The organism is Streptomyces sp. DSM 118878 (assembly GCF_052936595.1).
This window is the reverse complement of sequence record NZ_CP193622.1, coordinates 364,209-388,388: the sequence shown is the minus strand read 5'-3', so window position 1 is coordinate 388,388 and position 24,180 is coordinate 364,209. Positions and strand designations below refer to the sequence as shown.

At 72.4% G+C, this 24,180-nt stretch carries 24 protein-coding genes; 15 read left to right on the top strand and 9 right to left on the bottom strand.

The genetic code is table 11. From position 1 onward, the window contains the following. Positions 1-59 precede the first annotated feature (59 nt). The 8 genes from ACRAKF_RS01610 (at position 60) to ACRAKF_RS01575 (ending at position 8,004) form a co-directional block, all read left to right on the top strand. A complete protein-coding gene (locus ACRAKF_RS01610; RefSeq protein ID WP_447034865.1) occupies positions 60-1,127 on the top strand; it encodes an ATP-binding protein in 1,068 nt (355 codons plus the stop codon). 108 nt (positions 1,128-1,235) lie between these two features. Then, the gene (locus ACRAKF_RS01605; protein WP_447041748.1) at positions 1,236-1,925 is read left to right on the top strand and encodes a HEAT repeat domain-containing protein; all 690 of its coding nucleotides are present in this window, start codon (positions 1,236-1,238) and stop codon (positions 1,923-1,925) included. Positions 1,926-1,928: 3 nt separating this feature from the next. Next, positions 1,929-2,933: a MerR family transcriptional regulator gene (locus tag ACRAKF_RS01600; protein WP_447034864.1), complete on the top strand. Its 1,005-nt coding sequence runs from the start codon at positions 1,929-1,931 to the stop codon at positions 2,931-2,933. 347 nt (positions 2,934-3,280) lie between these two features. Then, positions 3,281-4,600: an ABC transporter substrate-binding protein gene (locus tag ACRAKF_RS01595; protein WP_447034863.1), complete on the top strand. Its 1,320-nt coding sequence runs from the start codon at positions 3,281-3,283 to the stop codon at positions 4,598-4,600. Next, positions 4,597-5,550, top strand: coding sequence for a carbohydrate ABC transporter permease (locus ACRAKF_RS01590; protein ID WP_447034862.1), 954 nt, complete (start codon positions 4,597-4,599; stop codon positions 5,548-5,550). The genes ACRAKF_RS01595 and ACRAKF_RS01590 overlap by 4 nt, the downstream gene beginning before the upstream one ends. Beyond that, a complete protein-coding gene (locus ACRAKF_RS01585) occupies positions 5,547-6,395 on the top strand; it encodes a carbohydrate ABC transporter permease (RefSeq protein WP_447034861.1) in 849 nt (282 codons plus the stop codon). The genes ACRAKF_RS01590 and ACRAKF_RS01585 overlap by 4 nt, the downstream gene beginning before the upstream one ends. Positions 6,396-6,400: 5 nt before the next feature. Continuing rightward, entirely contained in the window at positions 6,401-7,015 is a 615-nt protein-coding gene (locus ACRAKF_RS01580) for a hypothetical protein (protein WP_447034860.1), read from the top strand. Between the two features lie 260 nt (positions 7,016-7,275). Then, a complete protein-coding gene (locus ACRAKF_RS01575; RefSeq protein ID WP_447034859.1) occupies positions 7,276-8,004 on the top strand; it encodes a cupin domain-containing protein in 729 nt (242 codons plus the stop codon). A gap of 10 nt (positions 8,005-8,014) precedes the next feature. On the opposite strand, the gene gdhA is transcribed toward ACRAKF_RS01575, so the two are convergent. The 5 genes from gdhA to ACRAKF_RS01550 form a co-directional block, all read right to left on the bottom strand. After that, entirely contained in the window at positions 8,015-9,373 is a 1,359-nt protein-coding gene (gene gdhA / locus ACRAKF_RS01570) for an NADP-specific glutamate dehydrogenase (protein ID WP_447034858.1), read from the bottom strand. Next, complete coding sequence (locus ACRAKF_RS01565) at positions 9,370-10,191, bottom strand: Rv1733c family protein (RefSeq protein WP_447034857.1); 822 nt, start codon at positions 10,189-10,191, stop codon at positions 9,370-9,372. Before ACRAKF_RS01565 ends, gdhA begins: the two co-directional genes overlap by 4 nt. Positions 10,192-10,310: 119 nt before the next feature. After that, entirely contained in the window at positions 10,311-11,144 is an 834-nt protein-coding gene (locus ACRAKF_RS01560; protein ID WP_447034856.1) for a rod shape-determining protein, read from the bottom strand. After that, on the bottom strand, positions 11,141-11,518 hold the full coding sequence (locus ACRAKF_RS01555; protein WP_447034855.1) for a TraR/DksA family transcriptional regulator: 378 nt from the start codon (positions 11,516-11,518) through the stop codon (positions 11,141-11,143). Before ACRAKF_RS01555 ends, ACRAKF_RS01560 begins: the two co-directional genes overlap by 4 nt. A 79-nt stretch (positions 11,519-11,597) precedes the next feature. Beyond that, on the bottom strand, positions 11,598-11,927 hold the full coding sequence (locus ACRAKF_RS01550) for a TraR/DksA family transcriptional regulator (RefSeq protein ID WP_447034854.1): 330 nt from the start codon (positions 11,925-11,927) through the stop codon (positions 11,598-11,600). Between the two features lie 323 nt (positions 11,928-12,250). Between ACRAKF_RS01550 and ACRAKF_RS01545 the strand changes: the two genes are divergently transcribed. The 4 genes from ACRAKF_RS01545 to ACRAKF_RS01530 all read left to right on the top strand — a co-directional run bounded on the left by ACRAKF_RS01545 (position 12,251) and on the right by ACRAKF_RS01530 (position 16,055). After that, the gene (locus tag ACRAKF_RS01545; RefSeq protein ID WP_447034853.1) at positions 12,251-13,300 is read left to right on the top strand and encodes a HAMP domain-containing sensor histidine kinase; all 1,050 of its coding nucleotides are present in this window, start codon (positions 12,251-12,253) and stop codon (positions 13,298-13,300) included. Then, positions 13,297-14,016, top strand: a complete 720-nt coding sequence (locus ACRAKF_RS01540) for a response regulator (RefSeq protein WP_447034852.1) — start codon at positions 13,297-13,299, stop codon at positions 14,014-14,016. The genes ACRAKF_RS01545 and ACRAKF_RS01540 overlap by 4 nt, the downstream gene beginning before the upstream one ends. Positions 14,017-14,100: 84 nt before the next feature. Then, entirely contained in the window at positions 14,101-14,775 is a 675-nt protein-coding gene (locus ACRAKF_RS01535) for a maltokinase N-terminal cap-like domain-containing protein (RefSeq protein WP_447034851.1), read from the top strand. A 113-nt stretch (positions 14,776-14,888) separates the two neighbouring features. Further along, a complete protein-coding gene (locus ACRAKF_RS01530; RefSeq protein WP_447034850.1) occupies positions 14,889-16,055 on the top strand; it encodes an acyl-CoA dehydrogenase family protein in 1,167 nt (388 codons plus the stop codon). A 57-nt stretch (positions 16,056-16,112) separates the two neighbouring features. Here ACRAKF_RS01530 and ACRAKF_RS01525 read toward each other — a convergent pair whose 3' ends face one another. Continuing rightward, positions 16,113-18,458, bottom strand: a complete 2,346-nt coding sequence (locus tag ACRAKF_RS01525) for an ABC transporter permease (protein WP_447034849.1) — start codon at positions 18,456-18,458, stop codon at positions 16,113-16,115. Further along, positions 18,455-19,147: an ABC transporter ATP-binding protein gene (locus tag ACRAKF_RS01520; protein ID WP_447034848.1), complete on the bottom strand. Its 693-nt coding sequence runs from the start codon at positions 19,145-19,147 to the stop codon at positions 18,455-18,457. The genes ACRAKF_RS01525 and ACRAKF_RS01520 overlap by 4 nt, the downstream gene beginning before the upstream one ends. A 289-nt stretch (positions 19,148-19,436) precedes the next feature. On the opposite strand from ACRAKF_RS01520, the gene ACRAKF_RS01515 reads away from it, so the two are divergent. Further along, a complete protein-coding gene (locus tag ACRAKF_RS01515) occupies positions 19,437-20,741 on the top strand; it encodes a sensor histidine kinase (protein ID WP_447041746.1) in 1,305 nt (434 codons plus the stop codon). Then, positions 20,738-21,562 (top strand): response regulator, encoded by an 825-nt coding sequence (locus ACRAKF_RS01510; RefSeq protein ID WP_447034847.1) that lies wholly within the window; start codon positions 20,738-20,740, stop codon positions 21,560-21,562. Before ACRAKF_RS01515 ends, ACRAKF_RS01510 begins: the two co-directional genes overlap by 4 nt. A 23-nt stretch (positions 21,563-21,585) precedes the next feature. On the opposite strand, the gene ACRAKF_RS01505 is transcribed toward ACRAKF_RS01510, so the two are convergent. Beyond that, positions 21,586-22,221: a DUF6629 family protein gene (locus tag ACRAKF_RS01505; RefSeq protein ID WP_447034846.1), complete on the bottom strand. Its 636-nt coding sequence runs from the start codon at positions 22,219-22,221 to the stop codon at positions 21,586-21,588. An 83-nt stretch (positions 22,222-22,304) separates the two neighbouring features. Continuing rightward, complete coding sequence (locus tag ACRAKF_RS01500) at positions 22,305-22,883, bottom strand: dihydrofolate reductase family protein (protein ID WP_447034845.1); 579 nt, start codon at positions 22,881-22,883, stop codon at positions 22,305-22,307. Between the two features lie 439 nt (positions 22,884-23,322). On the opposite strand from ACRAKF_RS01500, the gene ACRAKF_RS01495 reads away from it, so the two are divergent. Next, complete coding sequence (locus tag ACRAKF_RS01495; protein ID WP_447034844.1) at positions 23,323-24,087, top strand: polysaccharide deacetylase family protein; 765 nt, start codon at positions 23,323-23,325, stop codon at positions 24,085-24,087. Positions 24,088-24,180: the final 93 nt, after the last annotated feature.

The window sequence follows — 24,180 nt, the reverse complement described above, 5'->3', positions numbered from 1 at the left end:
CTGCGGACTGACGTACGATTCGGCTGGGCTTCGGGAGGGGCGATGGTGACCATCATCGAGTGGGTCCGGTGACCACCGGCACCGTCCTGGGCGTCGAGGACGTGCAGTGGTTCAGGGACGGCGAGTCCCTGACGGCCGCCTCCCGCGGGGCGGCCGCAGCGCTGGCCAGACGCCTCGGCCTCAACGCCCACCGTGCCGCGGAGGTCGCGCTCGCCGTGAGCGAGGCGGCCACGAACGTGCGACGCCACGCCGAGGACGGGGCGTTGCTGCTGCGTGTGGTGCGTACGGAGGACCGGGCGGGGGTGGAGTTCCTCACCGTCGACTCGGGGCCGGGGATGGCGGACGTCGCGGGGGCGCTGGCCGACGGCTCCTCCACCGCGGGGACGCTGGGCATCGGCCTCGGCGCGGTCTCCCGCCTGGCGGACCACTTCGATCTGCACTCCGTCCCGGGCCACGGCACCGTCATGGGCGCACGGTTCTGGCCGCGCACGGTGGACGGCAGGGCGGTCGTCGCGCAGGCCGGCTCCCCGATGGTCTCCGGAGTGACCAGGCCGATCAGCGGTGAGAGGGTGTGCGGCGACGCGTGGGCCGTACGCACCACCCCGGCCGCCGTCGCCGGAGACAGACCCACGGTCCTGCTCATGCTGTGTGACGGCCTGGGGCACGGGCCGCTCGCGGCGCGCGCGAGCCAGGCGGCGGTCAAGGCCTTCCACGCCGCGCGTGAGCTCAGCCCGGAGAGCGTTCTCGACGACGTTCACCGGGCGTTGCTGGGCACACGCGGCGGAGCGGTCGCCGTGGCCCGCGTCGAACCGGCGGCGGGACGGGTGCTGTACTGCGGTATCGGCAACGTCAGCGGCTTTCTCCTCGGCCACAGCGGGCGCAAGACGCTGTTGTCGGCCCCGGGAATCGTGGGCGGGCAGATGCGGCGCATACGGACCTTCGAGGAGCCGCTGTCCAAGGGTTCCGCGCTGGTGATGCACTCCGACGGCCTGACCGAGCGCTGGGACCCGCGCTCGCTGCCGGAGCTGCTGCGGCACTCGCCCCTCGTCGTGGCGGGCCAGTTGCTGCGCGAGGCGGGCACGCGGCGTGACGACGCGAGTGTCGTCGTACTCAAGAGCGCCTGGTGAGCCGCGATACAGCCCCGCTGTGACGCGCCCTGGCCTCCCTCGACCGGCGGGGTGCTTGACCTTGACACGGTGTCAGGGTCTTCACTGCGGGCCGAGGAGGTGGTCTCGATGACGGTCACGGGACAGGGCACGGATACGGTACGAGCGCTGCGCGGGCTGGAGGACGGGCGTCCGTCCGTGCGGTTGCGGGCCGCGCTGGCGGCCGGGACGACGCCCGACCCCGGTTTCGTCGGCACACTCGTCGAGCGGTGCGCGATCGAGCCCGAGTTCCTCGTCCGCGACATGCTGACCTGGGCGCTCACCCGCCATCCGGTGTCCGTGACGCTCCCGGCGCTGGTCCGCGAAGTCCGCTCGGAGCGCGCCCAGGCGCGAAGTCAGGCACTGCATACGCTGTCCAAGATCGGGGACCGGCGGGCATGGCCGGCGATCACACGGGAGCTGCTCTCCGACGCCGACGACGAGGTGGCGCGCAGCGGCTGGCGCGCCGCGGTCGTCCTCGTGCCGGAAGGCGAGGAGCCCGCCCTCGCCGCGGCGCTGGCGACGCAGCTCGGACGCGGTGAGCGCGAGACGCGGTTGAGCCTCAGCCGGGCGCTGGTCGCCCTGGGGGACGTGGTCGCCCCGGCGCTGCGGGCCGCGACGACGGTTCCCGACCCCGGCGTGCGCGCGCACGCGCTCGCCACGCAACGGCTGCTGCGCGACCCGGACATCGGGTTCGAGTCCGCCGTCGAGGAGGCGAAGCGCGTGGTGGCACTCGGCGGGCCCGGCGGCCCCGGCGGTTCGGACCAGGAGGGACAGTAGGACGTGTTGATCGGCGAGGTGGCGCGGCGGTCCGGCGTCAGCGCCCGCATGCTCCGGCATTACGAGTCATTCGGGCTGGTGCGGCCTTCCGGCCGCACGGGGTCCGGGTACCGGGAGTACTCCGAGGACGACATCCGGCGGATCTTCCACATCGAGAGCCTGCGGTCGCTGGGACTGTCGCTGCGTGAGATCGGGCGCGCGCTCGACGATCCCGGCTTCACGCCGTCGGCGCTCGTCGGCGACCTCGTCCGCCAGACGCGCGAACGTATCGCGGCCGAGACCGAGCTGCTGACGCGGCTGCACCGCATCGATGCCGCCGGGCCCGGCCGTTGGGAGGACGTACTCCGGGTCGTCGCGCTCCTCCAGGCGCTGGGGTCCCAGAGCCCCGGCGCCCGCCAGCGCGCGGCCCTCGCCGCGGTCGACGGGGTTCCCCTGCCGGTGGAGGCCCTGGTCGAGGCGGCGCTGCGCGAGACGGACACGAACGTTGCCGGAGCCCTCCGATGGGCCCTGGCCCGGTCCGGCGACGGAGGCACGGGGCTGCTGGCGGAGGGCCTCGGTTCACCCGTGGCCGCGGTGCGCGAGCGCGCGGTGCGGTCCCTCGCCGAGATGCCCGGCGATGAGGCCACCACGTACCTGCGGCAGGCCCTCGCCGACCCCGACGTCGTGGTGCGCGGGTACGCGGCTCTGGCGCTCGGGACGCGCGGAGCGGCCGACGTGGTGCCGACGCTCATCGACATGATCGCGGACGGGAGGAACGACACCGACGCGGCCGACGCGTTGAGCGTGCTGGCGGTCGACACCGCTGCCGCGGACCGGATCGCGACCCGGCTGACGGACCGGCTCGCCCATGACGCCACTGAAGCGCCCGCCCGCGGACGCCTGACGCAGGCGCTGGCCGCCGTTCCGGGGGCGACGGCGTCACACGCCCTCGCGCGGCTGTCGCAGGACGACGACCGTGCCGTCGCCCTCACCGCGGCCTACCTGCTCCAGTTGCGCGAAGCCCGGTGACGGCAGGCCCGCCTCCGGCCGGTTCGGCGGACCGAACCCGCTGACGCGCACCGTGCCCAACGGCGTTGCGGCCGACCCGGATCGGGCCACTCCGCCCTGTTGACCGGCCGGGTCCAACGATGCTTGAGTGGCGCGGGTTGAGAAAGCGCTTGCTATCGCTTGCCGTCACCCGTCGTCCCACGTGGCGGCCCGTGGGCACACCCCCGCCCGCGTAGCGCCGACCGGCCGCGTCGCGCCGGCCGCCACCGTCCCGCCCCGGCCGCGCACGGACCGCCCCGGCGGGCGGAGCGCGAGCCGCCCCACAGCTCCCACCACGCTGCCGACACACAGCCGAGGAGACATCCGCCATGGCACGACCCGGCCACGACCGGAGAACGAACGCCTTAGCCCTCTCGCTCAGCCTGCTCCTGCTGATCCTCACGGGCTGCTCCGGCGGCGACGGCACGAGCGCGAAAGCGGGCGGGAAGGTCACGCTCACCTTCGCCTGGTGGGGCAACGAGGACCGCGCCAAGCGCACCAAGGCGGCCGTAGCCCTCTTCGAGGAGCGGCACCCGGGGGTCACCGTCCGCACCTCCTTCGCGGGCTACGAGGCGTATGTCCAGAAGCTCGCCACGCAGGCGGCCGGCGGGGACCTGCCCGACGTGGCACAGCTCGACTACCGGCAGATCTCCCAGTACGCGGGCAGCGACACCCTGCTGGACCTCGGCCCCTACCTCAAGGACGGCACCCTGCGCACCGCCGACTTCGACAAGGGACTGACCGGCACGGGCGCCTACCGGGGCAGGCAGTACGCGTTTCCGATGGGACGGGGGTCCACCGGGTTCGCCTACGACGCGGCGGTGTACGAGAAGGCGGGCGTGGCCACGCCACGGCCGGGGTGGACCTGGGACGACTGGGTGGAGGCGGGCGAGAAGATCAGCGCCCTGGAGAAGAAGGGCGCGAACGGCCATCCCTACACCGGCCTCACCGACATCGGCGTGAACGAGGACGCCTTCGAGAACTGGCTGCGCGGCCGGGGCAAGAAGCTGTACGCCTCCGAACGCCGGCTCGGCTTCACCGTCGACGACCTGACGGAGTTCTGGACCTTCACCGACCGGCTCCGCCGCAAGGGGATCGCGTCCCAGGCCAAGGACACGGCGCAGATCAACGGCGCCGTCGAGGACACCCCGATGGGCCGCGGCCTGGCCGCCACCGACTTCAACTGGGACGGGCCCTTCCTCGGCTACCCGCCGCTGCTCGGCGAGGACATCCGCTTCGCGCCCGTGCCCACCACCGACGGCACAGCGGGCCAGTACTTCAAGCCGACCGTGCTCGTGGGCGTGGGCGCCAATACCGATCACCCCAAGGAGTCCGCCCAGTTGATCGACTTCCTCCTGAACGACCCGGACGCGGGCGAGATCCTCGGCGTCACCCGCTCCACGCCCCCCAACCGGAAGATAGCCCGGTCCATCGGCGGCAGGCTCAAGGGCCCGGAGAAGGAGGTCTACGACTACGGCCGCGCCATCACCGCCTACGGAACGGACCCACCGCCCAGCGCCCCACCCCGCGGTGACGTGGTCCTGCAAGTCTCCTTCACCCGCACCTACCAGCGCGTGACCTACGAGATGCAGAGCCCGCGGGAGGCCGCCGAGGAGTTCGTGGCCGAGGCGGAGAGGGAGCTGCGATGACGACCACGACCGCCCGGCCGCGCACCACCCCCGCCACCGCGCCGGGGACCGAACGCCGAGGGCGCCGCGAACGCCAGGGCCCCGCCTACGTCTTCCTCTCGCCCTGGATCCTCGGCGTCGCCCTGCTCACGCTGGCGCCCATGGCCGTGTCGCTGTACCTGTCCTTCACCGACTACAACCTCTTCGACGCCCCCCAGTGGGTGGGGCTGCGCAACTACAGCGACATGTTCACCGCGGACCCGCGCTACTGGCGTTCGGTCGGCACCACCCTCCTCTTCGTGGTGATCGCCGTCCCGCTCAAACTGGCGCTCGCCCTGGGCGCGGCGCTGCTGCTCAGCAGGGTGCGCCGCGCCAAGGGCTTCTACCGCTCGGCGTTCTACGCCCCCTCGCTGCTCGGCGCGAGCATGTCGATCGCCCTGGTGTGGCGGGCGCTCTACAACGACGGCGGCACGGTGGACGAGGTGCTCTCCTCCGTCGGCATCCACACCGGCGGCTGGGTCGCCGACCCCGATCTGGCCGTGTTCGTGGTGGCCCTGCTCTCCGTCTGGCAGTTCGGGGCGCCGATGGTCATCTTCCTGGCCGGACTGCAACAGATACCGACCGACCTCTACGAAGCCGCCGCCCTGGACGGCGCCGGCCGGTGGCGGCAGTTCGTGTCCGTCACCCTGCCGATGCTCTCACCGGTCATCTTCTTCAACCTCGTCCTGGAGACCATCCAGTCCTTCCAGGTCTTCACCCCGGCGTTCGCGATCAGCGGCGGCAGGGGCGGACCGGCCGACTCGACCATGTTCTACACCCTCTACCTGTACGAACGCGGCTTCTCCGCCTCGCACATGGGCTACGCCTCCGCCATGGCGTGGGTGCTGCTGCTCGCCATCGGCGCGGTGACCCTCGTCCTCTTCAAGACCTCACGCTCATGGGTCTTCTACGCCAACGAGGGGGCCCGATGAACACGGCCGTACCCACCCGGTCCGCCACCGTGGCGAAGCACATCGCGCTGCTCGCCGCGCTGCTCGTCCTGCTCTACCCGCTGGCCTGGCTCCTCGCGACGTCCCTCAAGCCCGCCGACGAGGTCCTGACCAGCCTCAAGCTCCTGCCGGGCCACCTGGAGTGGTCCAACTACACCACGGCCTTCGACGGGGTGGGCGACGTCGGCGTCTCCCGGCTGCTCGGCAACTCCCTGCTGATCAGCGCGGGTGCGGTCCTCGGCAACGTCGTGTCCTGCTCGCTGGCCGCCTACGCCTTCGCCCGGCTGCGCTTCCGGATGCGCGGAGTGATGTTCGGCTTCATGGTCGCGACGATGATGCTGCCGCACCACGCCGTGCTCATCCCGCAGTACATCATCTTCAACAAGCTCGGCATGGTGGACACCTACTGGCCGCTGATCCTGCCGAAGTTCCTGGCCACGGAGGCGTTCTTCGTCTTCCTGATCGTGCAGTTCATGCGGGGGCTGCCGCGAGAGCTGGAGGAGGCGGCCCGCATCGACGGCTGCGGACCGTTCCGCAGCTTCTGGTCCGTCGTCCTGCCGCTGACCAGACCGGCGCTGATCACCACCGCGATCTTCACGTTCATCTGGACCTGGAACGACTTCTTCACCCAGCTCATCTACCTCTTCGACCCGCAGAAGTTCACCATCACCCTGGCCCTGCGCAACTTCGTGGACCAGTCCAGCAGCTCCGCGTACGGGCCGATGTTCGCCATGTCGGTGATCTCGCTGCTGCCGATCGTGCTGTTCTTCCTCGCCTTCCAGCGCTATCTGGTGCAGGGCATGGCGACGTCCGGACTGAAGGGCTGAGCCCCGTGCGACCCCTCGTACACGAACGGCGTGAGCCGGGCGAGCTGTTCGGCCCACGCTTCTCGCTCTTCGCCGACATGCTCGCGATCGGCCTCGCCACGACCGTCGCCTCGCTGCCCCTGGTCACCGCGCCCGCGGCCCTGGCCGCGGCCTGCGCGGTCCTGCGGGACGCCATCCGCGAGGACCGCCCCGCGACGCTCGGCCGCTACGTCACCGCGCTGCGCGCCCACCGCCCCCTGGCCTCGCTGCCGGCCGGAGTGACGGTGCTCGCGGCCCTGGCCTTCGTGGGCCTTGACCTGATGCTGGCCGGGGCCGGTCTGCCGGGCGCCCGCCCGATCGCCGCGGCGGTGTGCGTGGTCGCCGCCGCCGCTCTGGTCGTCGCCCTGCGTACCGCGGCGGACCCCGACGCGGCCCTCGGCTGGCGCCCCGCGGTGCGCCGGGCCGCCGGGCGCTCAGCGGCCGACCTGCCCGGCAGCGCCCTGGTCGCCACGGCTGCCGGACTGTGCGTCACGTTCCTGTGGATGCTGCCGTTGCTGGCCCCGCTGCTGGCAGGACCGCTGGCGCTCGCGGTGACCGCCGTGGAGCTCCGTGCCGGCGCCCCCTCCACCGAAGAAGACTGATGCCGTACTCCGGTCGGATCAGCGCGCGGCGCCATGGGGGTCGGAAACCACCCCGACTGGAGCACCGGCCGATGACGATCCAGGCCAGAGGCACCGTGTTCGGCCCCGACGGCGACCACGGCCCGGCGGAGATCGGCGAACTGATGGGCGGTCAGGGTGCGCGGCCGGCCTTCACCGCCGAGCACGTACCGCTACCGCATCGTGGTCGCCGACGGCGCCTGGGACCGCGACCGGATCACCGACCATCTGAAGGGCCTGACATGGTGAGCGTTCCACAACCACTGCCCGGGGCCGTGGGCCTGTCGCACCTGAGCGCCTACCCGTGGGAGGCGGCCGACGGCGTCTGCGGGGGCAGCCCGCACCTGCACCTCGTGTGCACGGAGGCGTACGTCGTCACCGGCGGGCGCGGCGCCGTGCAGACACTCAGCCCCGACGGCTACCGCGACGTCCCGCTGGCGGAGGGCTCGGTGGCCTGGTTCACGCCCGGCACCGTGCACCGCATGGTGCAGGGCGGCGACCTGCGGATCACCGTCCTGATGCAGAACAACGGCCTGCCCGAGGCCGGCGACGCGGTCTTCACCTTCCCGCCCGCCGTGCTCGCCGACCCGGAGCGGTACGCGTCCGAGGCGCGGCTGCCGGCCAGGAGCGGGCCCCAGGCGGAGCGGGCGGCGCGCAGGCGCAGGGATCTGGCGGTCGAGGGGTACCTGCCGCTGCGGGAGGCGCTTCGCGCGGGGGACAACGGCCCGTTTCTGGCGTTCCAGCGGGCCGCCGCGCGACTGGTCAGGGAGCAGGTGCCGCGCTGGCGTGAGCTGTGGCGGGCCGGCGCGCTGGCCGCCGCCGAGCGCACCGGCGCCCAGCTCGACGCGCTCGAAGCGGGCAGCGCGGACCACCTGACCCGAGCCGGCTCCTACGACACGGTGCCCTCGCGCCGCGGCGGCTACGGCATGTGCGGCCGCCGGGACGAGTACGAACTGCCGCCGGGGTCATGACCCAGGTTTCTCAGATGACGCCCTGGGCCAGCATCGCGTCCGCCACCCGCTCGAAGCCCGCGATGTTCGCGCCCGTCACGTAGTCGCCGGGGGAGCCGTGGCGCTCGGCGGTCTCGTGGCAGGTGGTGTGGATGTCGTTCATGATCTGCGTCAGTTCCTCCTCGACCCGGGCCGCGGGCCACGACGTACGGGCGTGGTTCTGGGCCATCTCCAGGGCGCTGACCGCGACGCCGCCCGCGTTGGCCGCCTTGCCGGGCCCGAACGCGACACCCGCCTCCTGGAACAGGCGCACCGCCTCGGGCGTCGACGGCATGTTGGCGCCCTCGGACACCGCCTTCACGCCGTTGCGTATCAGCGTGGCGGCATCGGTGGCGTCCAGCTCGTTCTGCGTGGCCGACGGCAGCGCGATGTCGGCCGGAACGTCCCAGACCCGCCCGCCCGGCACGAAGCGGGCCGAGGCGCCCCGGCGTTCGGCGTACGTGTCCACCCGCCCGCGCTCGACCTCCTTGACCTGCTTGAGGAGGTCGAGGTCGATGCCCTTCTCGTCGACCACGTAACCGGACGAGTCCGAGCACGTCACGGCGTTCGCGCCGAGGGCGGCGAGCTTCTCGATGGTGTAGATGGCGACGTTGCCGGAGCCGGAGACGACCGCCGTACGGCCTTCCAGGTCCTCGCCGCGCTCGCGCAGCATCGCCGCCGCGAAGAGGACGTTGCCGTATCCGGTGGCCTCCGGACGGATCAGGGAGCCGCCCCAGCCCGGGCCCTTGCCGGTGAGGACGCCGGCCTCCCAGCGGTTGGTGATGCGCCGGTACTGGCCGAAGAGGTAGCCGATCTCGCGGCCGCCGACGCCGATGTCACCCGCGGGGACGTCGGTGTGCTCGCCGATGTGCCGGTACAGCTCCGTCATGAACGACTGGCAGAAGCGCATGACCTCCGCGTCGCTGCGGCCGTGCGGCTCGAAGTCGCTGCCGCCCTTGCCGCCGCCGATGCCGAGGCCGGTCAGCGCGTTCTTGAAGATCTGCTCGAAGCCCAGGAACTTGATGACGCCGAGGTTCACCGACGGGTGGAAGCGCAGGCCGCCCTTGTACGGGCCGAGCGCGCTGTTGAACTCCACCCGGAAACCGCGGTTGACGTGGACGCGCCCCCGGTCGTCCTGCCACGGCACCCGGAAGACGACCTGCCGCTCGGGCTCGCACAGCCGCTCGATCAGGCCGGGTTCCGCGTACTCGGGGCGGGCCGCGACGACCGGCTCCAACGTCTCCAGGACCTCGTGCACGGCCTGGAGGAACTCCGGCTGGGCCGGGTTGCGGTGTTCGATCTCCGCGAGCAGCCGCGTGAGCGTGGTCTTCGAATCGGATCGCGTGGTCAAAAAAGGGGACCTTTCTGGCACGGCTGGCACCGGCGATCGGTGCGTGGCGCGGCGCGCGCCGGTAGCAGCCCGGTCGGGACGCTCGGCGCCGTTGCCGTGCGCGGGACACTCAAGTATGACGCGCATGTAAACACACCGACCGGCAGTGGGGTCCACGTACGACCACTATGCGAGACCGGGCTCCGCGCGGCGATCCTCTGCGGAGACCGCGGACGCGGCCCTGCCGGCGTTATGACACAGGCTCTCAGCGTGAGGTGGTCCAGCGCGGCGCGGTCCGCGGCGGCTCCGGCGAGAGCGACGGCCAGGAAGCCCAGGACCGCCCAGCCCATGGCACGGCTGCGGATCTCGTCGCTCGACATGGGCGCTCCGGTCATCGCTCCCTGGGTGTCGGCCCAGACGTCGATGGTGCTGCCCCGGCTGAGACCGGGCAGGACGTCGGCCTTCGCGGTACGGGTCCGGCCGTCCGGGGCGGTGTAGCGGACGGTGACCGGGTAGCGGGCCTTCTTCGCCTCGTCGGAGCCGGGTTCCGGATGGCGTGGGGCGTCGTGGGTCAGGGTGGCGGTGAGGAGGTGCCGGGTCTGGGCCTGCTGCTTGGCGAGCGCGCGATAGTGCCCGGATGCGGTGTCCCCGACGAGCAACGCGGCGACCACGCCCACCACGGGCACGAGCAGCAGCAGCGCCAGGGCGGTCCACCCCTGGATGAGGTCGGTGCGCCGGCGCAGCGGATTGTGCCGCCAGCGCCACAGCGACCGGGGGTGCGCCGGCTCGTGCTGCCCGGGGGCGGGGGGCGGCTGCCCGGAGGGCGTGACGCCGGACATGGTGGTTCTCCTTCCGGTGGCGGGGCGCGGGGAGGCAGGCGGGGGCCGAGGACCGCGTAACCGCGTACGGGGGCCACGGGCCGGTGGAGCGGCACCGGCCCGTGGCCGTGGGGACGGGCTCAGAGGAACAGCGGGCCGGACCCGGGCGGGGACGTGGTGCGGGCCGAGGGGTGGCCGTGCGCGGCCCGCAGGATCTTGGCGGCGCCGCGGATGGCGGCGGTGTGCGGCGCGGCAACGGCCCGCAGGGGTGCCTGGAGACCGGTGATGAGCCGACGGGCGAGATCGGGTCGCAGGGCGCCGCCGCCGGCCAGCAGGGCGCCCCGGCTCAGCGCGTCGGCGGTGACCGCCGTGCGGTCCTGGCGGAGCATCGACGTGATCATGGTGGTGACGGCTTCGCCGATCTCGGCCGAGGCGTGGGCACCGGCCAGGTCGGTGGTGCCCAGAGCGGTGCGGCGGGCGTCGAAGACGGTGCCGTCGACCAGCAGGACGACTTCGGTGAGGTGGGCGCCGATGTCCACCACGAGCAGCGGCCGGTCGAGGTCGGCCTCCGCCGCCAGCGCGATCGCCCGTGCGGCGGGCACGGTGATCACCGCGCGCGGGCGCAGCACCTGCACGGCGGCGCGGGCCCGTTCGCGGAAGAGCGGGCCGTCGAGGACGGGCGTGGTGACGACCACCAGGGGCCGGGTGAGGCGGGGCAGACGGTGGCGGAGCAGCCGGTCGAGCATCCGGGCTGTCCCGGGTACGTCCACGATCGCGCCGCGCTGGATCGGGTACGCCGCGCCGGCCCCGGGGAAGGTGATCGTGGGCACGTCGAGGATCGCCTTGCGGCCGCCGATCCAGGCGCGGGTGCGGGCGCTGCCCATGTCGAGGGCGAGGCCGCAGCACTGCCGGCACAGCGGCCAGGGCCGGTGCCTGGCCAGGAAGGCGGGCCGGGCCCGGCGGACGGCACTCATCGCCGCGCCTCCCGTACGTGCTGGCACCGTCCGCAGTAGCGGGCCTGCGGCACGATCATCAGGCGTTCGCGCTCCACGGGGCGCCGGCACAGGTGGCAGATGCCGTAGCCGCCCTCGTCGATGCGCCGCAGCGCCGCTTCGACGTCGGCGAGGACCATGCGCGCGGAGGCGGCGAGCTTGTCCTGCACCTCGGCCCGCGCCACGGAGCACCGGTGGTCGTCGGCGCGGGGGCCCGCGTCGATCTTCCGCAGTTGTTCCCTGCGGAAGAGCCGCTGTTCGTGCAGGTTCTCCCGCAGCGCGGCGAGGTCCTCGGGCGGCAGGTGTTCGGGCGGCAGGTGTTCGGCGCGGTCGCCGATGGTCTGATGGTTCACCACTTCACCCCTCATACAGGGCGGGAAACGAAGGCGGACGATTGGCCGCCGGGCGTGCCAGGCGTGCAGGCGTGCAGACGCGTCAGGCGGCGGCCCGGCGCTGGCAGGCGACGCAGTACTTGGTGTACGGCAGGATCTCCAGCCGTTCGGCAGGGACGGGCTTGGAGCAGCCCAGGCAGGTGCCGTAGGAGCCGTCCTCGATGCGGGCGAACGCCTCGTCGATCTCTTTGAGGACCCGGCTGATCGCTTCCGTCTGCGCGGACATCAGGTGGTCCTCCGCGCTCTGGCCGGTCTCGCCGAGGGCCTGCAACTGGGCCACCCGGCTGTTGCGGGCGTGTTCGAGGCGCTGGCGCGCGTCGTGGGCGGTCAGCCGTCCGGGACGGGGACCGGTGTGGGAGGTGTCGAGAGTCACGGCGGGAATCCTCACTGGGCGCAGCAATAGCCGCCCGAACGGGGCGCACGGTCGGCGGACAGCCGTGGGCGCCGGCCGTTCCGGGCGGCCTGGTCGCCTTCGACTCTGCTCCTCGGCGCGGCGGAAACCCATCGGGCGCAGGCCCCATTCACGGGGGGTCGCGATACCCATACGTGACCCATCACGGACTCCCAACGCCTCGGATATGGTGGCCACGTCCCCTCGACCACGCCCATCCTGCAAGGCAGGACGGGCATGCAGAGGTAGGAATCAAAGGGTGCGGCCTGCCGCTCCACGATGCGCTCGACAGAGGAGCTGAACCGGTGTCGCTGTTCGGGCGGATCTTCGGGCTCAACGCGCTGGTCCTCGGCGCCGCGACGGCGCTGCTGTTGTGGGCACCGGTGACCGTCTCCGTACCGGTGCTGCTGACCGAGGCGTTCATCCTGGTGGGCGGCCTCGCCGTCATGCTGGTCGCCAACGCCGCCCTGCTGCGCTGGGGCCTGGCGCCGCTGGGCCGGCTGACGAAGCTGATGACCACCGTAGACCTGCTGCGTCCCGGGCAGCGGCTGCCCGTGCCCGGCGCCGGTGGCGGCGCCGAGGTGACCGAGCTGATCCGCACGTTCAACTCCATGCTCGACCGGCTGGAGCACGAGCGGGCCACCTCCAGCGCGCGGGCGCTGCTCGCCCAGGAGGCCGAACGGCGCCGCATAGCCCAGGAACTGCACGACGAGGTCGGGCAGAGCATGACCGCGATCCTGCTGGTCCTCAAGCGGGCCGCGGACGACGCGCACGAGCCGCTGCGCGGGGAACTGCACCAGGCGCAGGAGATCACCCGGGACAGCCTGGACGAAGTCCGCCGCCTGGTACGCCGCCTGCGCCCCGGTGTCCTGGACGACCTCGGGCTCATCAGCGCGCTGACCTCGCTCACCCAGGACTTCGCCACCCATACGGGGCTTCGCGTGGTGCGCCGCTTCGAGACCGACCCGCCCGCCCTGGCCCCGGAGACCGAGCTGGTGCTCTACCGGGTGGCGCAGGAGAGCCTGACGAACGCCGCCCGGCACGCCGACGCGAGCCGCGTCGAGGTGAGCCTGCGCCGTGTCGGGGCCGCGGTGGAGCTGGAGATCGCCGACGACGGCCGCGGCATCGAGGCCGCGTGCGAGGGCGCCGGCATCCGCGGCATGCGCGAACGGGCGCTGCTGGCCGACGCCACGCTGGACCTCACGTCCGAGCCGGGCTCCGGCACCCGGGTCCGGCTCACGACTCCGGTCCCGGGCGGCACGCCCTCGATCCCGGGCAGCACCACCGAGATCCGCGGAAGTGTCACGCCACTTCCGGGAAGTACCGTCCCGCCTCTCAGGAAGCCCTGCCCATGACCGACCCGGCCCAGCCCTTTGAACCTCCCGAACCCGGCGGGGTGTCGGCGTCCTCCGCCGGCCCCGTGCGGCCGATCCGTATCCTGCTCACCGACGACCACGCCCTCGTACGCCGTGGGGTCCGCCTGATCCTCGACCGGGAGCCGGACCTCCAGGTCGTCGCCGAGGCCGGGGACGGTGCCGAGGCCATCGAGGCGGCCCGCGGCCATGACATCGACCTGGCCGTCATGGACATCGCCATGCCACGCCTGACCGGCTTGCAGGCCACCCGCGAACTGGCCGCGCTCAAGCCCGGCCTGCGCATCCTGATGCTGACCATGCACGACAACGAGCAGTACCTGTTCCAGGCGCTCAAGGCCGGCGCCTGCGGATACGTGCTGAAGTCGGTCGCCGACCGTGACCTGGTCGCCGCCTGCCGCGCCGCGATGCGCAACGAGCCGTTCCTCTACCCCGGCGCGGTCACCGCCCTGATCCGCAGCTACCTGGAGCGGGTCCGGCACGGCGAGGAGAACGCCGACCAGCTCCTCACTCCGCGCGAGGAGGAGGTCCTCAAACTCGTCGCCGAGGGGCACTCCTCCAAGGACATCGCCGAGATCCTCTTCATCAGCATCAAGACCGTGCACCGCCACCGCGCCAACCTGCTGCACAAACTCGGCCTGCGCGACCGCCTGGAACTGACCCGCTACGCCATCCGGGCCGGCCTCATCGAGCCCTGACCGGCACGCTGTCGGTCCGGGGCCGGCCGGGGCGGTGGGAAGGTATGCGGGTCCGCTTTCACTCGACGGAGGAGATCCTTCGGCATGGCCGTCATCCACCACACGACTGTCCGACCGACCAAACTGGAACTGCTCACCTCCTGGCTCCCCTCCCGCCCGTGGTACCGCGGCGGTGCGGGCGGACCGGAGCTGGCCAAGTCCGGCGGTTTCCGGCTGGACGACCCGCAGGGTGAGGTGGGCATCGAGTTCATCGTGGTCACCGACGCCTCCGGCCCTCACCCGACCGCCTACCTGGTGCCGCTCACCTACCGCGGTGCCCCGCTGGACGGGGCGGAGCACGCCCTCGTCGGCACCATGGAGCACGGGGTGCTGGGACGCCGCTGGGTCTACGACGGTTGCCACGACCCGGTGCTTGTCGCCCAGTTGCTCGCCCTGGTCGAGGGCCGGGTCCAGGCCCAGGACCAGAACACCACTGACACCCCCGACCGGGAGATCACCTGCTCCTACACCGGTGAAGGCCCGGTCTCCGAGGCCTTCACCACCACTGCCACCGACGACCAGGAGGGCACCGCGCTGACTGCCCCGCACGGCGCGGTCCTCCGCTTGCACCGAGCCCTGCGGCCCACCCAGGGCGGCCCCGTGGTCCCGCCGCGGGAAGCCACCGGCCACATCGCGGGCCCCTGGCGCATGCCGGACGAGACCCGGACCCGTGGGCTGTTCGCCGTCCTGCACAGGGGCCCCGGGGCCGAGGTGAGTTGACGGGCGCGGCAGGCGCGGCACGGGTGGCGTGCGCCGCGGCATTGACGTCGCGCCACCCGTCGGGCCACGGTGTACCTCCGTACATGATGGCCCATCAGTTACGGAGGCCCTCCATGACATCCGCTCCCCGGTCCGACGCGGATCTCATCGCACGCGTACGCGCGATCCGTCCGCTGATCAGCGACCACGCACTGCGGATCGAGCAGCAGCGGAGGGTGACGGACGAGGTCATCGAGGCCCTGACCCAGGTCGGCGTCTACCGGATGAACGTCCCCCGGCGGTACGGCGGTTACCAGACACCTCCGCACATCCAGGTCGACGCGCTGGCCGAGGTGTCCGGCGCCTGCGGGTCGACCGGCTTCGCGGCCCTGATCCAGGCCGGTTGCGCCTTCATCGCGGCACTCTTCCCCGACGAGGCACAGGACGAGATCTTCACGAGCCCCGACGTACGGGTCGGCGGCACGCTCATCCCGGACGCGACGGCGGTCGCGACGGACGGCGGCTATCTCGTCAACGGCACCTCACCCTTCGCCACCGGCTGCCGGCACGCCGACTGGCACCTCCTGACGGTCCGGGTGGAGTCCGGCGACGGGCCGCCCGAGGTGCTGTGGACGGCCATGCCCATGTCGGACCTGGAGATCCTCGACGACTGGTACGTCTCGGGGCTCGCCGGCAGCGGCAGCAACAGCGTCATCGCCCGCGACGTCTTCGTGCCCGCCCACCGGGTTCTGCCCGTCGGCCCCCTGCTGGCCGACGAGTTCCCCTCCGAGGCGAACGCCGACGACCCCTTCTACCGAATGCCCCTCCTGCTGATGTTCTGCGCCTGGACGGCGCCCGGCGCGCTCGGCGTGGCACGGGCGGCCCTGGCCGAGTTCACCGAACGCATCCACCACCGGGGCATCACCTACACCTCGTACCGGCGGCAGCACGAGGCCACGGTCACCCATCTGCAATCCGCGGAAGCCGCCATGAAGATCTCCTGCGCCGGGCTGCTGACGCGCGAGTTCGTCGCGCGCATCGAGGCCGGGAAGCCGTTCACGCAGGAGGAGCGCGCCAAGATCCGGGCACAGAACGGTTATGTGGCACGGCTGTGCAAGGAGGCCGTCGACCTGCTCGCCTCCGCCTCCGGGGCCTCCTCACTGCGCCGCGAGGTGCCCATGCAACGGGCGGTGCGCGACCTCCACGCGCTCAACCTGCACTCCTTCGTCAATCCGGCGACCAACATGGAGCTGTACGGCCGGGTCCTGTCCGGAATGGATCCGGGCACGCCGTTCCTCTGACGGAGAAGTACGGTGCGTCGTAGCGCGCCCGCTGTCGTCGAGGTCCTCGGCGACGCCCTACTCGGTCCGCAAGGCGGTGGCGGTCCGCACCCTGGCGGTCCAGCTCGCGGGCAGCAGCGCGCCCAGGACGGCGATGACCAGGCCGGCCAGGACCAGCGAGGCCAGTTCGGGGGCCTCGTAGACGGCGAGTACGGAGTCGGGGAAGTCGAGGCCGGCGCTGTGCCCCATGGCGGGCATGACCCAGCCGTGCAGGGTGACGCCGAGCGGAACGCCCAGGGCCCCGCCGGCCAGCCCCGTCACGACGACGGAGGTGACGACCATCGCGATCACCTGCCGCGGGGTCATGCCCAGGGCCTTGTGGACGCCGAGTTCCCGTACGCGCTCGCGGGTGTCGAGCAGGACCGCGTTGAGCACACCCAGCGCCGCGACGGCGACGAGCATCAGTGTCAGCAGCGCGGACAGGGTGTTGAGGGTGGCGACCATGTCGCTGCCGCCGTCGGCCCCGCCGGCCCGGGCAGTGACGCCCAGCGGTTCCATGCCCTTGTTCAGCGCGTCGGTGTAACCGGCCACCTCGGTACCGGACTTCACCGCGAGGTGCCACGTGGTGTCCGTCAGCTTCGGGTGCGCGGGCGCGAGCGTCGCGGCGTCGGTGAACACCTGCATGCCGTCGTAGCGGGGGTCGAGAACCTCGCCGACGATCCGTACCGTGACCGTCTTGCCCATGCCTGCCAGGGTGACGTCGTCCCCGAGACGTTTCCCGGTGGCGGCGAGGAAGCCGGTGGGGACCACCCCCTCTCCCGGCTCGGCGATCCAGCGGCCGGAGACCATGGTGTAACCGCCCCAGGAAGCGTCGCCGGTGAAGGCGACCACCGAGGTGGTACCGGCCACCCCGGGCACGGTGGCCCGGGCCGACGCGGTGCTGTAGAAGGCACGGGTCGCGGGCTGGGCCCGGATCACGGCGGCGACCGCGGACCGGTCGGGCTCAGGCCGATCGGCGGCGAACGGACCGTGGGGGCCGGGCTCCGGCAGAGGCGCGGCGACAGTGACGTCGGCGGCGTCATGGGCCTTGGCCTTCGTCACCTCGTTGAGCGAGGCCCCCATGCCCACGGTGAAGGTGACGGCGGCGGCACCGAACAGCACCGCCGTCCCCATGCCCAGCGCCCGGGCCGGGCGTGCGAAGGGACGGGTCAGTCCCAGGGCGAGCGGCCGAGGCAGCGGCAACCGCCCGGCCAGGCGCGCCGCCCACCGGCCGCGGCCTGTCCCCGACGGGCGCCCCACGGCGATCGCGTCGACGGTGCGCAGCCGGCCGGCCCGCCAGGCGCTCGCCCACGCGGTCAGCGCGACCAGTCCGAGCACACCGGCGGCCACGGCCGCGTCGACCCAGGGGGCGACGGCGAGGGAAGTGGTGCCGTAGACATCGGCGGTCTCCGACATCACCGGCACGGCGAGCAGGTGGCCCGCGATGAGGCCGAGTGCCGTGCCGGCCGCCGCCGGGATCAGCGCCTGGCCCACGTAGGCCCGCACGACCTGCGCCGGGGTGAAGCCGACGGCCTTCAGGACGCCGATCCGGCGCAGCCCCGCTCCCACCGTGCCGGCGACCACGTTGCCGACGATGAGCACCGACATGACCAGGCCCAGGACGCCGAATGCCAGGAGGAAGGGCACGTACACCGCGGTGTCACGCTCGGCGGACGCCCTGACGGTGAGCCAGGACTGCGTGCCCGTCACCGCTTCGCTCCCCGCTGTCACGGCCTCGCGGCCCGCGGAGACCTGGGCGGTGGTGCCGGCGGAGGCGAGGCGGTAGAGCATCTGGTGGCCGCCGGGGCGTTCGGGTGTGGTGAGTTCGCCGATCTGGGCCGGGGTCACCCAGGCGTCGGCGCTCCGGGTGACCGAGCGGGCCGCGCCGACCACCTTCAGGGCGGGGGTGCCGGGCAGGTCGGGGAAGGTGAGTTCGAGACCGAGGGTGGGGAACATCGGGGCGTCCGCGTTGAGCACGACCTCACCGGGGCGAGTGGCCCAGCGCCCAGCGGTCAGAGCCAGGTCGTCGACCCCTCCGTCGCGGTCGCCGCGGCCGACGACCGTCATCGGCCAGGCGTCCCCGGCCTTCTCGACGTGCGGGGTGACCGACACCGCACGGAACGGACCCGCCGCCGCGGTCACCCCCTCGACGCGCCCGGTCGCCCTCGCCCGCTCGGCGGTGGTGCGGGCCGCGTCGTACTCGACGGACAGGTGCGCGCCGTGCTGCCGGGCGAAGGCGTCGTCGAACGGCGCCCCGGAGACCACCAGCAGCGAGCCTCCCAGGACGGACGCCGCGACCGCCATCATCGCGGTCAGACCGATCACGAGTGTCTGCACCCGGCGCCGCCCCACCCCTGAGCGCACCACCCGGCCCAGCGCGCTCAACGCGCCATCTCCGCGCTGATGTCCTCGGCGATCCTGCCGTCGACGATCCGCACCGTACGGTCGGTGCAGGAGCGGGCCAGCGCGAGATCGTGAGTGACCACGACCAGGGTCTGGCCCTCGCCGTTGAGGTCCCTGAACAGGCGGCTGACGTCGTCGCCCGCGGCCGTGTCCAGCGCACCGGTGGGCTCGTCGGCCAGGACCAGCGGCGGACGGTTCATCAACGCCCGTGCCAACGCGACGCGTTGACGTTCACCGCCGGACAGCCGTCCCGGGTAGGCGCGTGCGTGCCGGTCGACGCCCAGCGTTTCGAGGAGTTCCGCCGCCCGGCAATGGGCTTCGCCGCGGGGCGCACCGGCCAGCAGTGCGGGAAGCGCGACGTTGTCCGCGACGGTCAGGTCGTCGAGCAGGTTGAAGAACTGGAAGACCATCCCGATCCGGGACCGCCGGTAGCGGGCCGCCGCGGCCTCGGCCAGCCGGTCGACCCGTACACCGGCCACGGTGACGGTCCCGGTGTCCGGCCGGTCCAGGCCCGCGATCAGGTTCAGCAGCGTGGACTTCCCGCTGCCGGACGGCCCGAGGACCGCGACCGCCTCGCCGGGCCACACGGTCAGCGACGCGTCGCGCAGCGCGGGCGGCCCGTCGTCATATCTGCGGCTCACGTCACGCAGGTCGATCAACGGCTCGGTCATGAGGGCTCCTTGGGTTCTTGGGTCCTTGGGGCCTTGAGGCCTGGGGTCCAGGCATCCGGCGTACTGGACGCTAGGCGGGCTCCACTTCCGGCCACGTCCTTCGCCCGAGCCCTTTGTGGTCATCCGGCGGAACGACAGCGCGCCGGGGTCATCCCTGAGAAGTAGGCGGCTGAAGTACACGGCGTCGCGGAACTGATCACCGAGACGGATGCCACACGGACGACGCGGCGGTGAGAATGTGCCGGTGACTAACGAGAGGGCACTGAAGGACCGGCTGAGGAAGGCGGCCTTGACGGACCGGCTGGGGGAGACTGCCTTGAAGGACCGGCTGGCGGAGGTGGCCCGGCGCACGCTGCGCCCGACCGGTCCCGCACCTCGCCCCACCCGGCGCGGCCGGCACTTCGACCTGCTGGTGGCGGCGGCCTTCGCCATCGCCACCGTGTACTACGCCATCGACGTCGCGGACGGCCAGATACGCGAGGTCCTGCCCGGCGTGGGCAGGGCGGTCGGCCCCTCGGGAACGGACGCGCGGATCGCCCTGGGCGCCCTCGCGCTCACCACATCGGGTGCCCTGGTACTGCGCCGCCGCTACCCCCTCGCCGTCCTGTGCGTCGTGACGTGCGCGGCGCTGGTGACCCCGCACGACGTCCAGCGGCTGACGTTCTATCCGCTCGTCGTCGCCGTCTACAGCGCCGCGGCCTACAGCCCCTACCGGATTCCCGCCCTGACGGCCGTGCCGACGGCCGTCCTCCTGGTCTTCGCGTCGGGCACCTCGACCACCCGTGTCTACCCGTCCGAACCGGGCATCGTCCCGAACGAGTACGTGGCGCTGTGGATCCTCGGCCCGCTGGCGATGGCCGCCAACGGCCTGCGCACCTGGCGGGTGCGCACGGACGAGGGCCGCACCCGGCTGGCCGCGGTCGAACGCGAGCAGGCCGAGGCGCTCCATCGCGCCGTCGCGGAGGAACGCGCGAGAATCGCCCGCGAACTGCACGACGTCGTCACCCACAACGTCAGCGTCATGGTCATCCAAGCCGGTGCCGCCCGCAGAGTCATGCGAGCCGTCCCCGACGAGGCCGACGAGGCCCTGCTGGCCGTCGAGGCGAGCGGCCGGGCCGCCATGACCGAGCTGCGCCACGTCATGGGCCTGCTCACCATGGACGGCGGAAGCCAGGATGCGACGCACGCCGAGAACCTGGCCCCGCAGCCGGGACTTGACCAGCTCGACACCCTCATAGGCCGGGTCAGGGACACCGGCCTGCCGGTCGACCTCAAGGTCAGCGGAACCACACGTCCCATGCCGTCCGGCATCGGTCTCACCGCCTACCGCGTCGTGCAGGAAGCACTGACCAACACCGTCAAACACGCCTCAGGAGCCCAGGCCACCGTCTGCGTCGAGTACGCCCCCGACCGGCTCCGCGTGGAAGTCTCCGACACCGGCGGCCCTCCCGGCCCCGGCGCGGCCACCGGGAACGGCCGTGGACTGCTCGGCCTGCGCGAGCGCCTCGCCGTCTACGACGGAACCCTGCACACCGGCCGCCGCCTCACCGGCGGCTACCGTGTCGAGGCACTCATCCCCCTGGAGACACCGTGACCAAACCGCCGCTGCGCGTGGTACTCGCCGACGACCAGACCCTCGTCCGTACCGGCTTCCGCATGATCCTCCGCTCCGACGGCATCGAGGTGGTCGCCGAGGCCGTCAACGGCGCCGAAGCCGTCGCCGCGGTGCGCCGGACCCGGCCCGACGTGGTCCTGATGGACGTCCGGATGCCGGAGATGGACGGTTTGGAGGCGACGCGCCGCATTTTGACGGGCCGTACGGGCGTCGGTGAGGGGGGCGCCGGCGATGCGGGTACCGGTCGTGCGGGCAGCGGTAGTGGGGGCACCGGTAGTGGGGACATGGGTGGTGCGGATGCTGGTGGTGCGGGCGCTGGTGGTGCGGATGCTGGTGGTGCGGACGGCCCGCGAGTCATCATCCTGACCACCTTCGACCTCGACCAGTACGTCTACGCGGCGCTGTCGGCCGGGGCCAGCGGCTTTCTCCTCAAGGACGTCACTCCCGAGCAACTGATCTCCGCCGTCCGCGCGGTCCGCTCCGGCGACGCCCTGCTCGCACCGGCCGTCACGCGCCGCCTGGTGGAGCGCTTCACGCGGCAGGACGACCACACCACCGCCGTCCACCGCGACCTCGCCTCGCTGACCCCGCGCGAGCTCGAAGTCCTCGGCCTGGTGGCCCGCGGGCTGAGCAACGCCGAGGTGGCCGAGCGCCTGCACCTGGCCGAGACGACCGTCAAGACCCACGTCTCCCGCATCCTCGCCAAGCTCCGGCTGCGCGACCGCGTCCAGGCCGTCATCGCCGCCTACGAGACGGGGCTGATCAGCATCGGCAGACAGGCACCCGCCGAGCACGGGTGAACCGCCTCGCACGTGCCTGCCGCTCATGCCTCAGGGCCGGAGGCCGGCGTACGACGCCTTCCGGCCCACAGCGTCAGGACCACGGAGCACACAGCGGCGAACGCGCACCACGTCGAGATGTACTCCTGCCGCCACAGCGCGAAGGACACCGCCGCCCCGACGGCGACCAGGACACCGAACAGGACCAGGCCACGGTCGCCGGACAGGAGCAGGGAGCCGATGGTGGCGAGGAGGTAGCCGAGGATCGTCAGCTCCGGTTGCGGCAGCCCCAGCGAGTACCCGACGGTGTGGCCACGGATCTCGGCGGTCACGGTACGGGTCACGAGCGCATGGGCGAGCGCCGCGGCCGTGGCGGCGCCCGCCGCCAGCGGGAGGAGCAGCCGACGGCGGGCGCTCGGGGGCGCGGCGCACAGCACGGCCGCCGGTACCCACAGCGCCAGCAGCGGAAGCGCGATGACGGCCCAGGCGAGGGTGGCCGGCCCGGTGCCGCCGTCGTTGTGCCAGACCACGGCCTCGATGATCTGGTGGGCCCCGAGAAGGAGAGGCAGCGCGGCCAGCGGCAGGTCGCGGGGGCGGCGGGCCGCCAAGGCCACCGAGGCGATCCCCACGGCTCCGATGCCCGCGCCCGCGACGAGGTCGGCCGTCGCGCTCCAGCACATGGCAGCAACGCTACGGCCGCCCTGGCGCCCCGACGCGGCAGCGCGCCGGACGCCTCAGACAGGCCGCCCGCGCGGCGGTGGACTCAACCGTGCAAGGCGGGCCGGTAGATGAGTTCCTGGATGTGGCCGTCGAGCGTACGGTGCTCGATCAGGTCGAGGTCGAAGTCGGCCGCGCCCTGGAAGATGGGGTTCAGCCCCGTCCGGCCGGTGATCACGGGGAAGAGGGTCACCTGCACACGGTCGACCAGGCCGGCGGCCATCAGCGCCCGGTTCATCGACAGACTGCCGTGCGAGCGCAGCGGTACCTCGGATTCCGCCTTGAGGCGGGCGACCACGTCGACGGCATCACCGCTCATGACCTTCGCATCCGGCCAGTCGAGGGGTTCTTCCAGCGTGGTCGACACCACCGTCGCCGGCAGGTTCCTCATCCGCGTGACCCAGGGGTCACGCACCTCGGATTCCTCGGTACTGGAGGCCAGCATCTGTGCGAACAACCGATACGTGTCGGCGCCGAACACCATCCGCTGCTCCTCGCGGTACAGGGCGAGACGGTGGTCGAGGAGCTCGGGGCCCTGCTTCCCCCAGTAGCCGGTCCAGTCGCCACCGGCGGAACCGAAGCCGTCGAGGCTGGAGAAGACGTCGAAGGTGTAGGGAGCGGTCATGGTGGCCTCCGTGAGTGTGGCAGATCGCGTGGGGCGTGCTGAGAATAGTGACTGGCGACCAGGCCAGGACTCATCGCCGCGCCGCGCCCCTCTCAGCCGTACCGCGGAACGCGGGGAGCGAGGATCCCCTCCGGGCCTCTAGGCTTCCGGGCTTCCGGGCTTCAGTGCCTCCGGGCCTGCCGGGTGGCTCCCACTCCTGCGAGCGGGCCACCGCGAACGGGCGGCATGCGGCGCGGGAGCAACGAGTTCTGCGTCGTTCGCCCGACGAAGACCCTCATCAGCCGACCCGTTCGCCCGCTTCGCGCGGCGAGTTGTCCGTGATCCACTCCGAAATTGTCCGTGATCGGTAACAGGCGCATCCCTTGGTCTGCGCGTCTCGTCCTGTCAGGTGGTCGTAAGGCGACCGGGTGTGGCGAGGACAGCGTGAAAAGGGGCGGACATGGCACGGCACAGCGGCGGGCGGGGTTGGTACGGCAAGATGGTCGGGGCCGCGCTCGGGGTGACGATCCTCGCCACCGGTGCCTCGGTATGGACCGCGCAGGCCGGTGCCACGGGCGACGCGCCCCCGAAGGCGACCGCGCCGGGCAGTGACGTCAAGCCGGTCGCGACGTCCATCGCGCACGCCTCGGAGAAGGGCAAGCGCGGCATCAACCTCACCATCGACGACGGCCCTGACCCCAAGTGGACCCCCGTCATACTCGACCTGCTGAGCGAGTACGGGGTGAAGGCCACGTTCTGCATGGTCGGCAAGCAGGCAGAGGCCCACCCCGACATCGTGAAGAAGGTGGTCGCCGCCGGGCACAGGCTGTGCGACCACGCGGTGTCCCACAACACCGCCATGGACAAGCAGCCCCAGGCCTACCAGTCGCAGGAGATACTCGACGCCGAGCGCATGATCACCAAGGCGTCCGGGGGCGTACGGCCGGTCTACTACCGTGCGCCGGGCGGGGCCTTCACCCCGTACAGCCGCAAGCTCGCCGCTTCCCGGGGGATGCGTCCGCTGGGCTGGAACGTGGACACCAAGGACTTCGAGCGTCCGGGCACGGACGCCATCGTCGCCACCGTCGAGCGGGAGCTGCCGAACGGGCCGACGCTCCTCTTCCACGACGCGGGCGGCGACCGCACCCAGACCGTCGAGGCCCTGCGCCGACTCCTGCCCCGTCTCAAGGAGCAGGGCTACTCCTTCGGCTTCCCGGTGCGCTGACCCCTCGCGACCGCTTGCCACCGCCGGCAGGCAGTTGCCCAGGTCTAACCCCCGCCGCGAGGGAAACTGCCGCCGGAGCCTGCTGGTGGCCGA

Coding starts and splice junctions, on each gene's coding strand:
- ACRAKF_RS01595 (WP_447034863.1), top strand. CDS start 3,281: ATGGCACGACCCGGCCACGACCGGAGAACGAACGCCTTAGCCCTCTCG.
- ACRAKF_RS01605 (WP_447041748.1), top strand. CDS start 1,236: ATGACGGTCACGGGACAGGGCACGGATACGGTACGAGCGCTGCGCGGG.
- ACRAKF_RS01495 (WP_447034844.1), top strand. CDS start 23,323: ATGGCACGGCACAGCGGCGGGCGGGGTTGGTACGGCAAGATGGTCGGG.
- ACRAKF_RS01540 (WP_447034852.1), top strand. CDS start 13,297: ATGACCGACCCGGCCCAGCCCTTTGAACCTCCCGAACCCGGCGGGGTG.
- ACRAKF_RS01565 (WP_447034857.1), bottom strand. CDS start 10,191: ATGTCCGGCGTCACGCCCTCCGGGCAGCCGCCCCCCGCCCCCGGGCAG.
- ACRAKF_RS01590 (WP_447034862.1), top strand. CDS start 4,597: ATGACGACCACGACCGCCCGGCCGCGCACCACCCCCGCCACCGCGCCG.
- ACRAKF_RS01530 (WP_447034850.1), top strand. CDS start 14,889: ATGACATCCGCTCCCCGGTCCGACGCGGATCTCATCGCACGCGTACGC.
- ACRAKF_RS01535 (WP_447034851.1), top strand. CDS start 14,101: ATGGCCGTCATCCACCACACGACTGTCCGACCGACCAAACTGGAACTG.
- ACRAKF_RS01585 (WP_447034861.1), top strand. CDS start 5,547: ATGAACACGGCCGTACCCACCCGGTCCGCCACCGTGGCGAAGCACATC.
- ACRAKF_RS01500 (WP_447034845.1), bottom strand. CDS start 22,883: ATGACCGCTCCCTACACCTTCGACGTCTTCTCCAGCCTCGACGGCTTC.
- ACRAKF_RS01575 (WP_447034859.1), top strand. CDS start 7,276: ATGGTGAGCGTTCCACAACCACTGCCCGGGGCCGTGGGCCTGTCGCAC.
- ACRAKF_RS01520 (WP_447034848.1), bottom strand. CDS start 19,147: ATGACCGAGCCGTTGATCGACCTGCGTGACGTGAGCCGCAGATATGAC.
- ACRAKF_RS01560 (WP_447034856.1), bottom strand. CDS start 11,144: ATGAGTGCCGTCCGCCGGGCCCGGCCCGCCTTCCTGGCCAGGCACCGG.
- ACRAKF_RS01505 (WP_447034846.1), bottom strand. CDS start 22,221: ATGTGCTGGAGCGCGACGGCCGACCTCGTCGCGGGCGCGGGCATCGGA.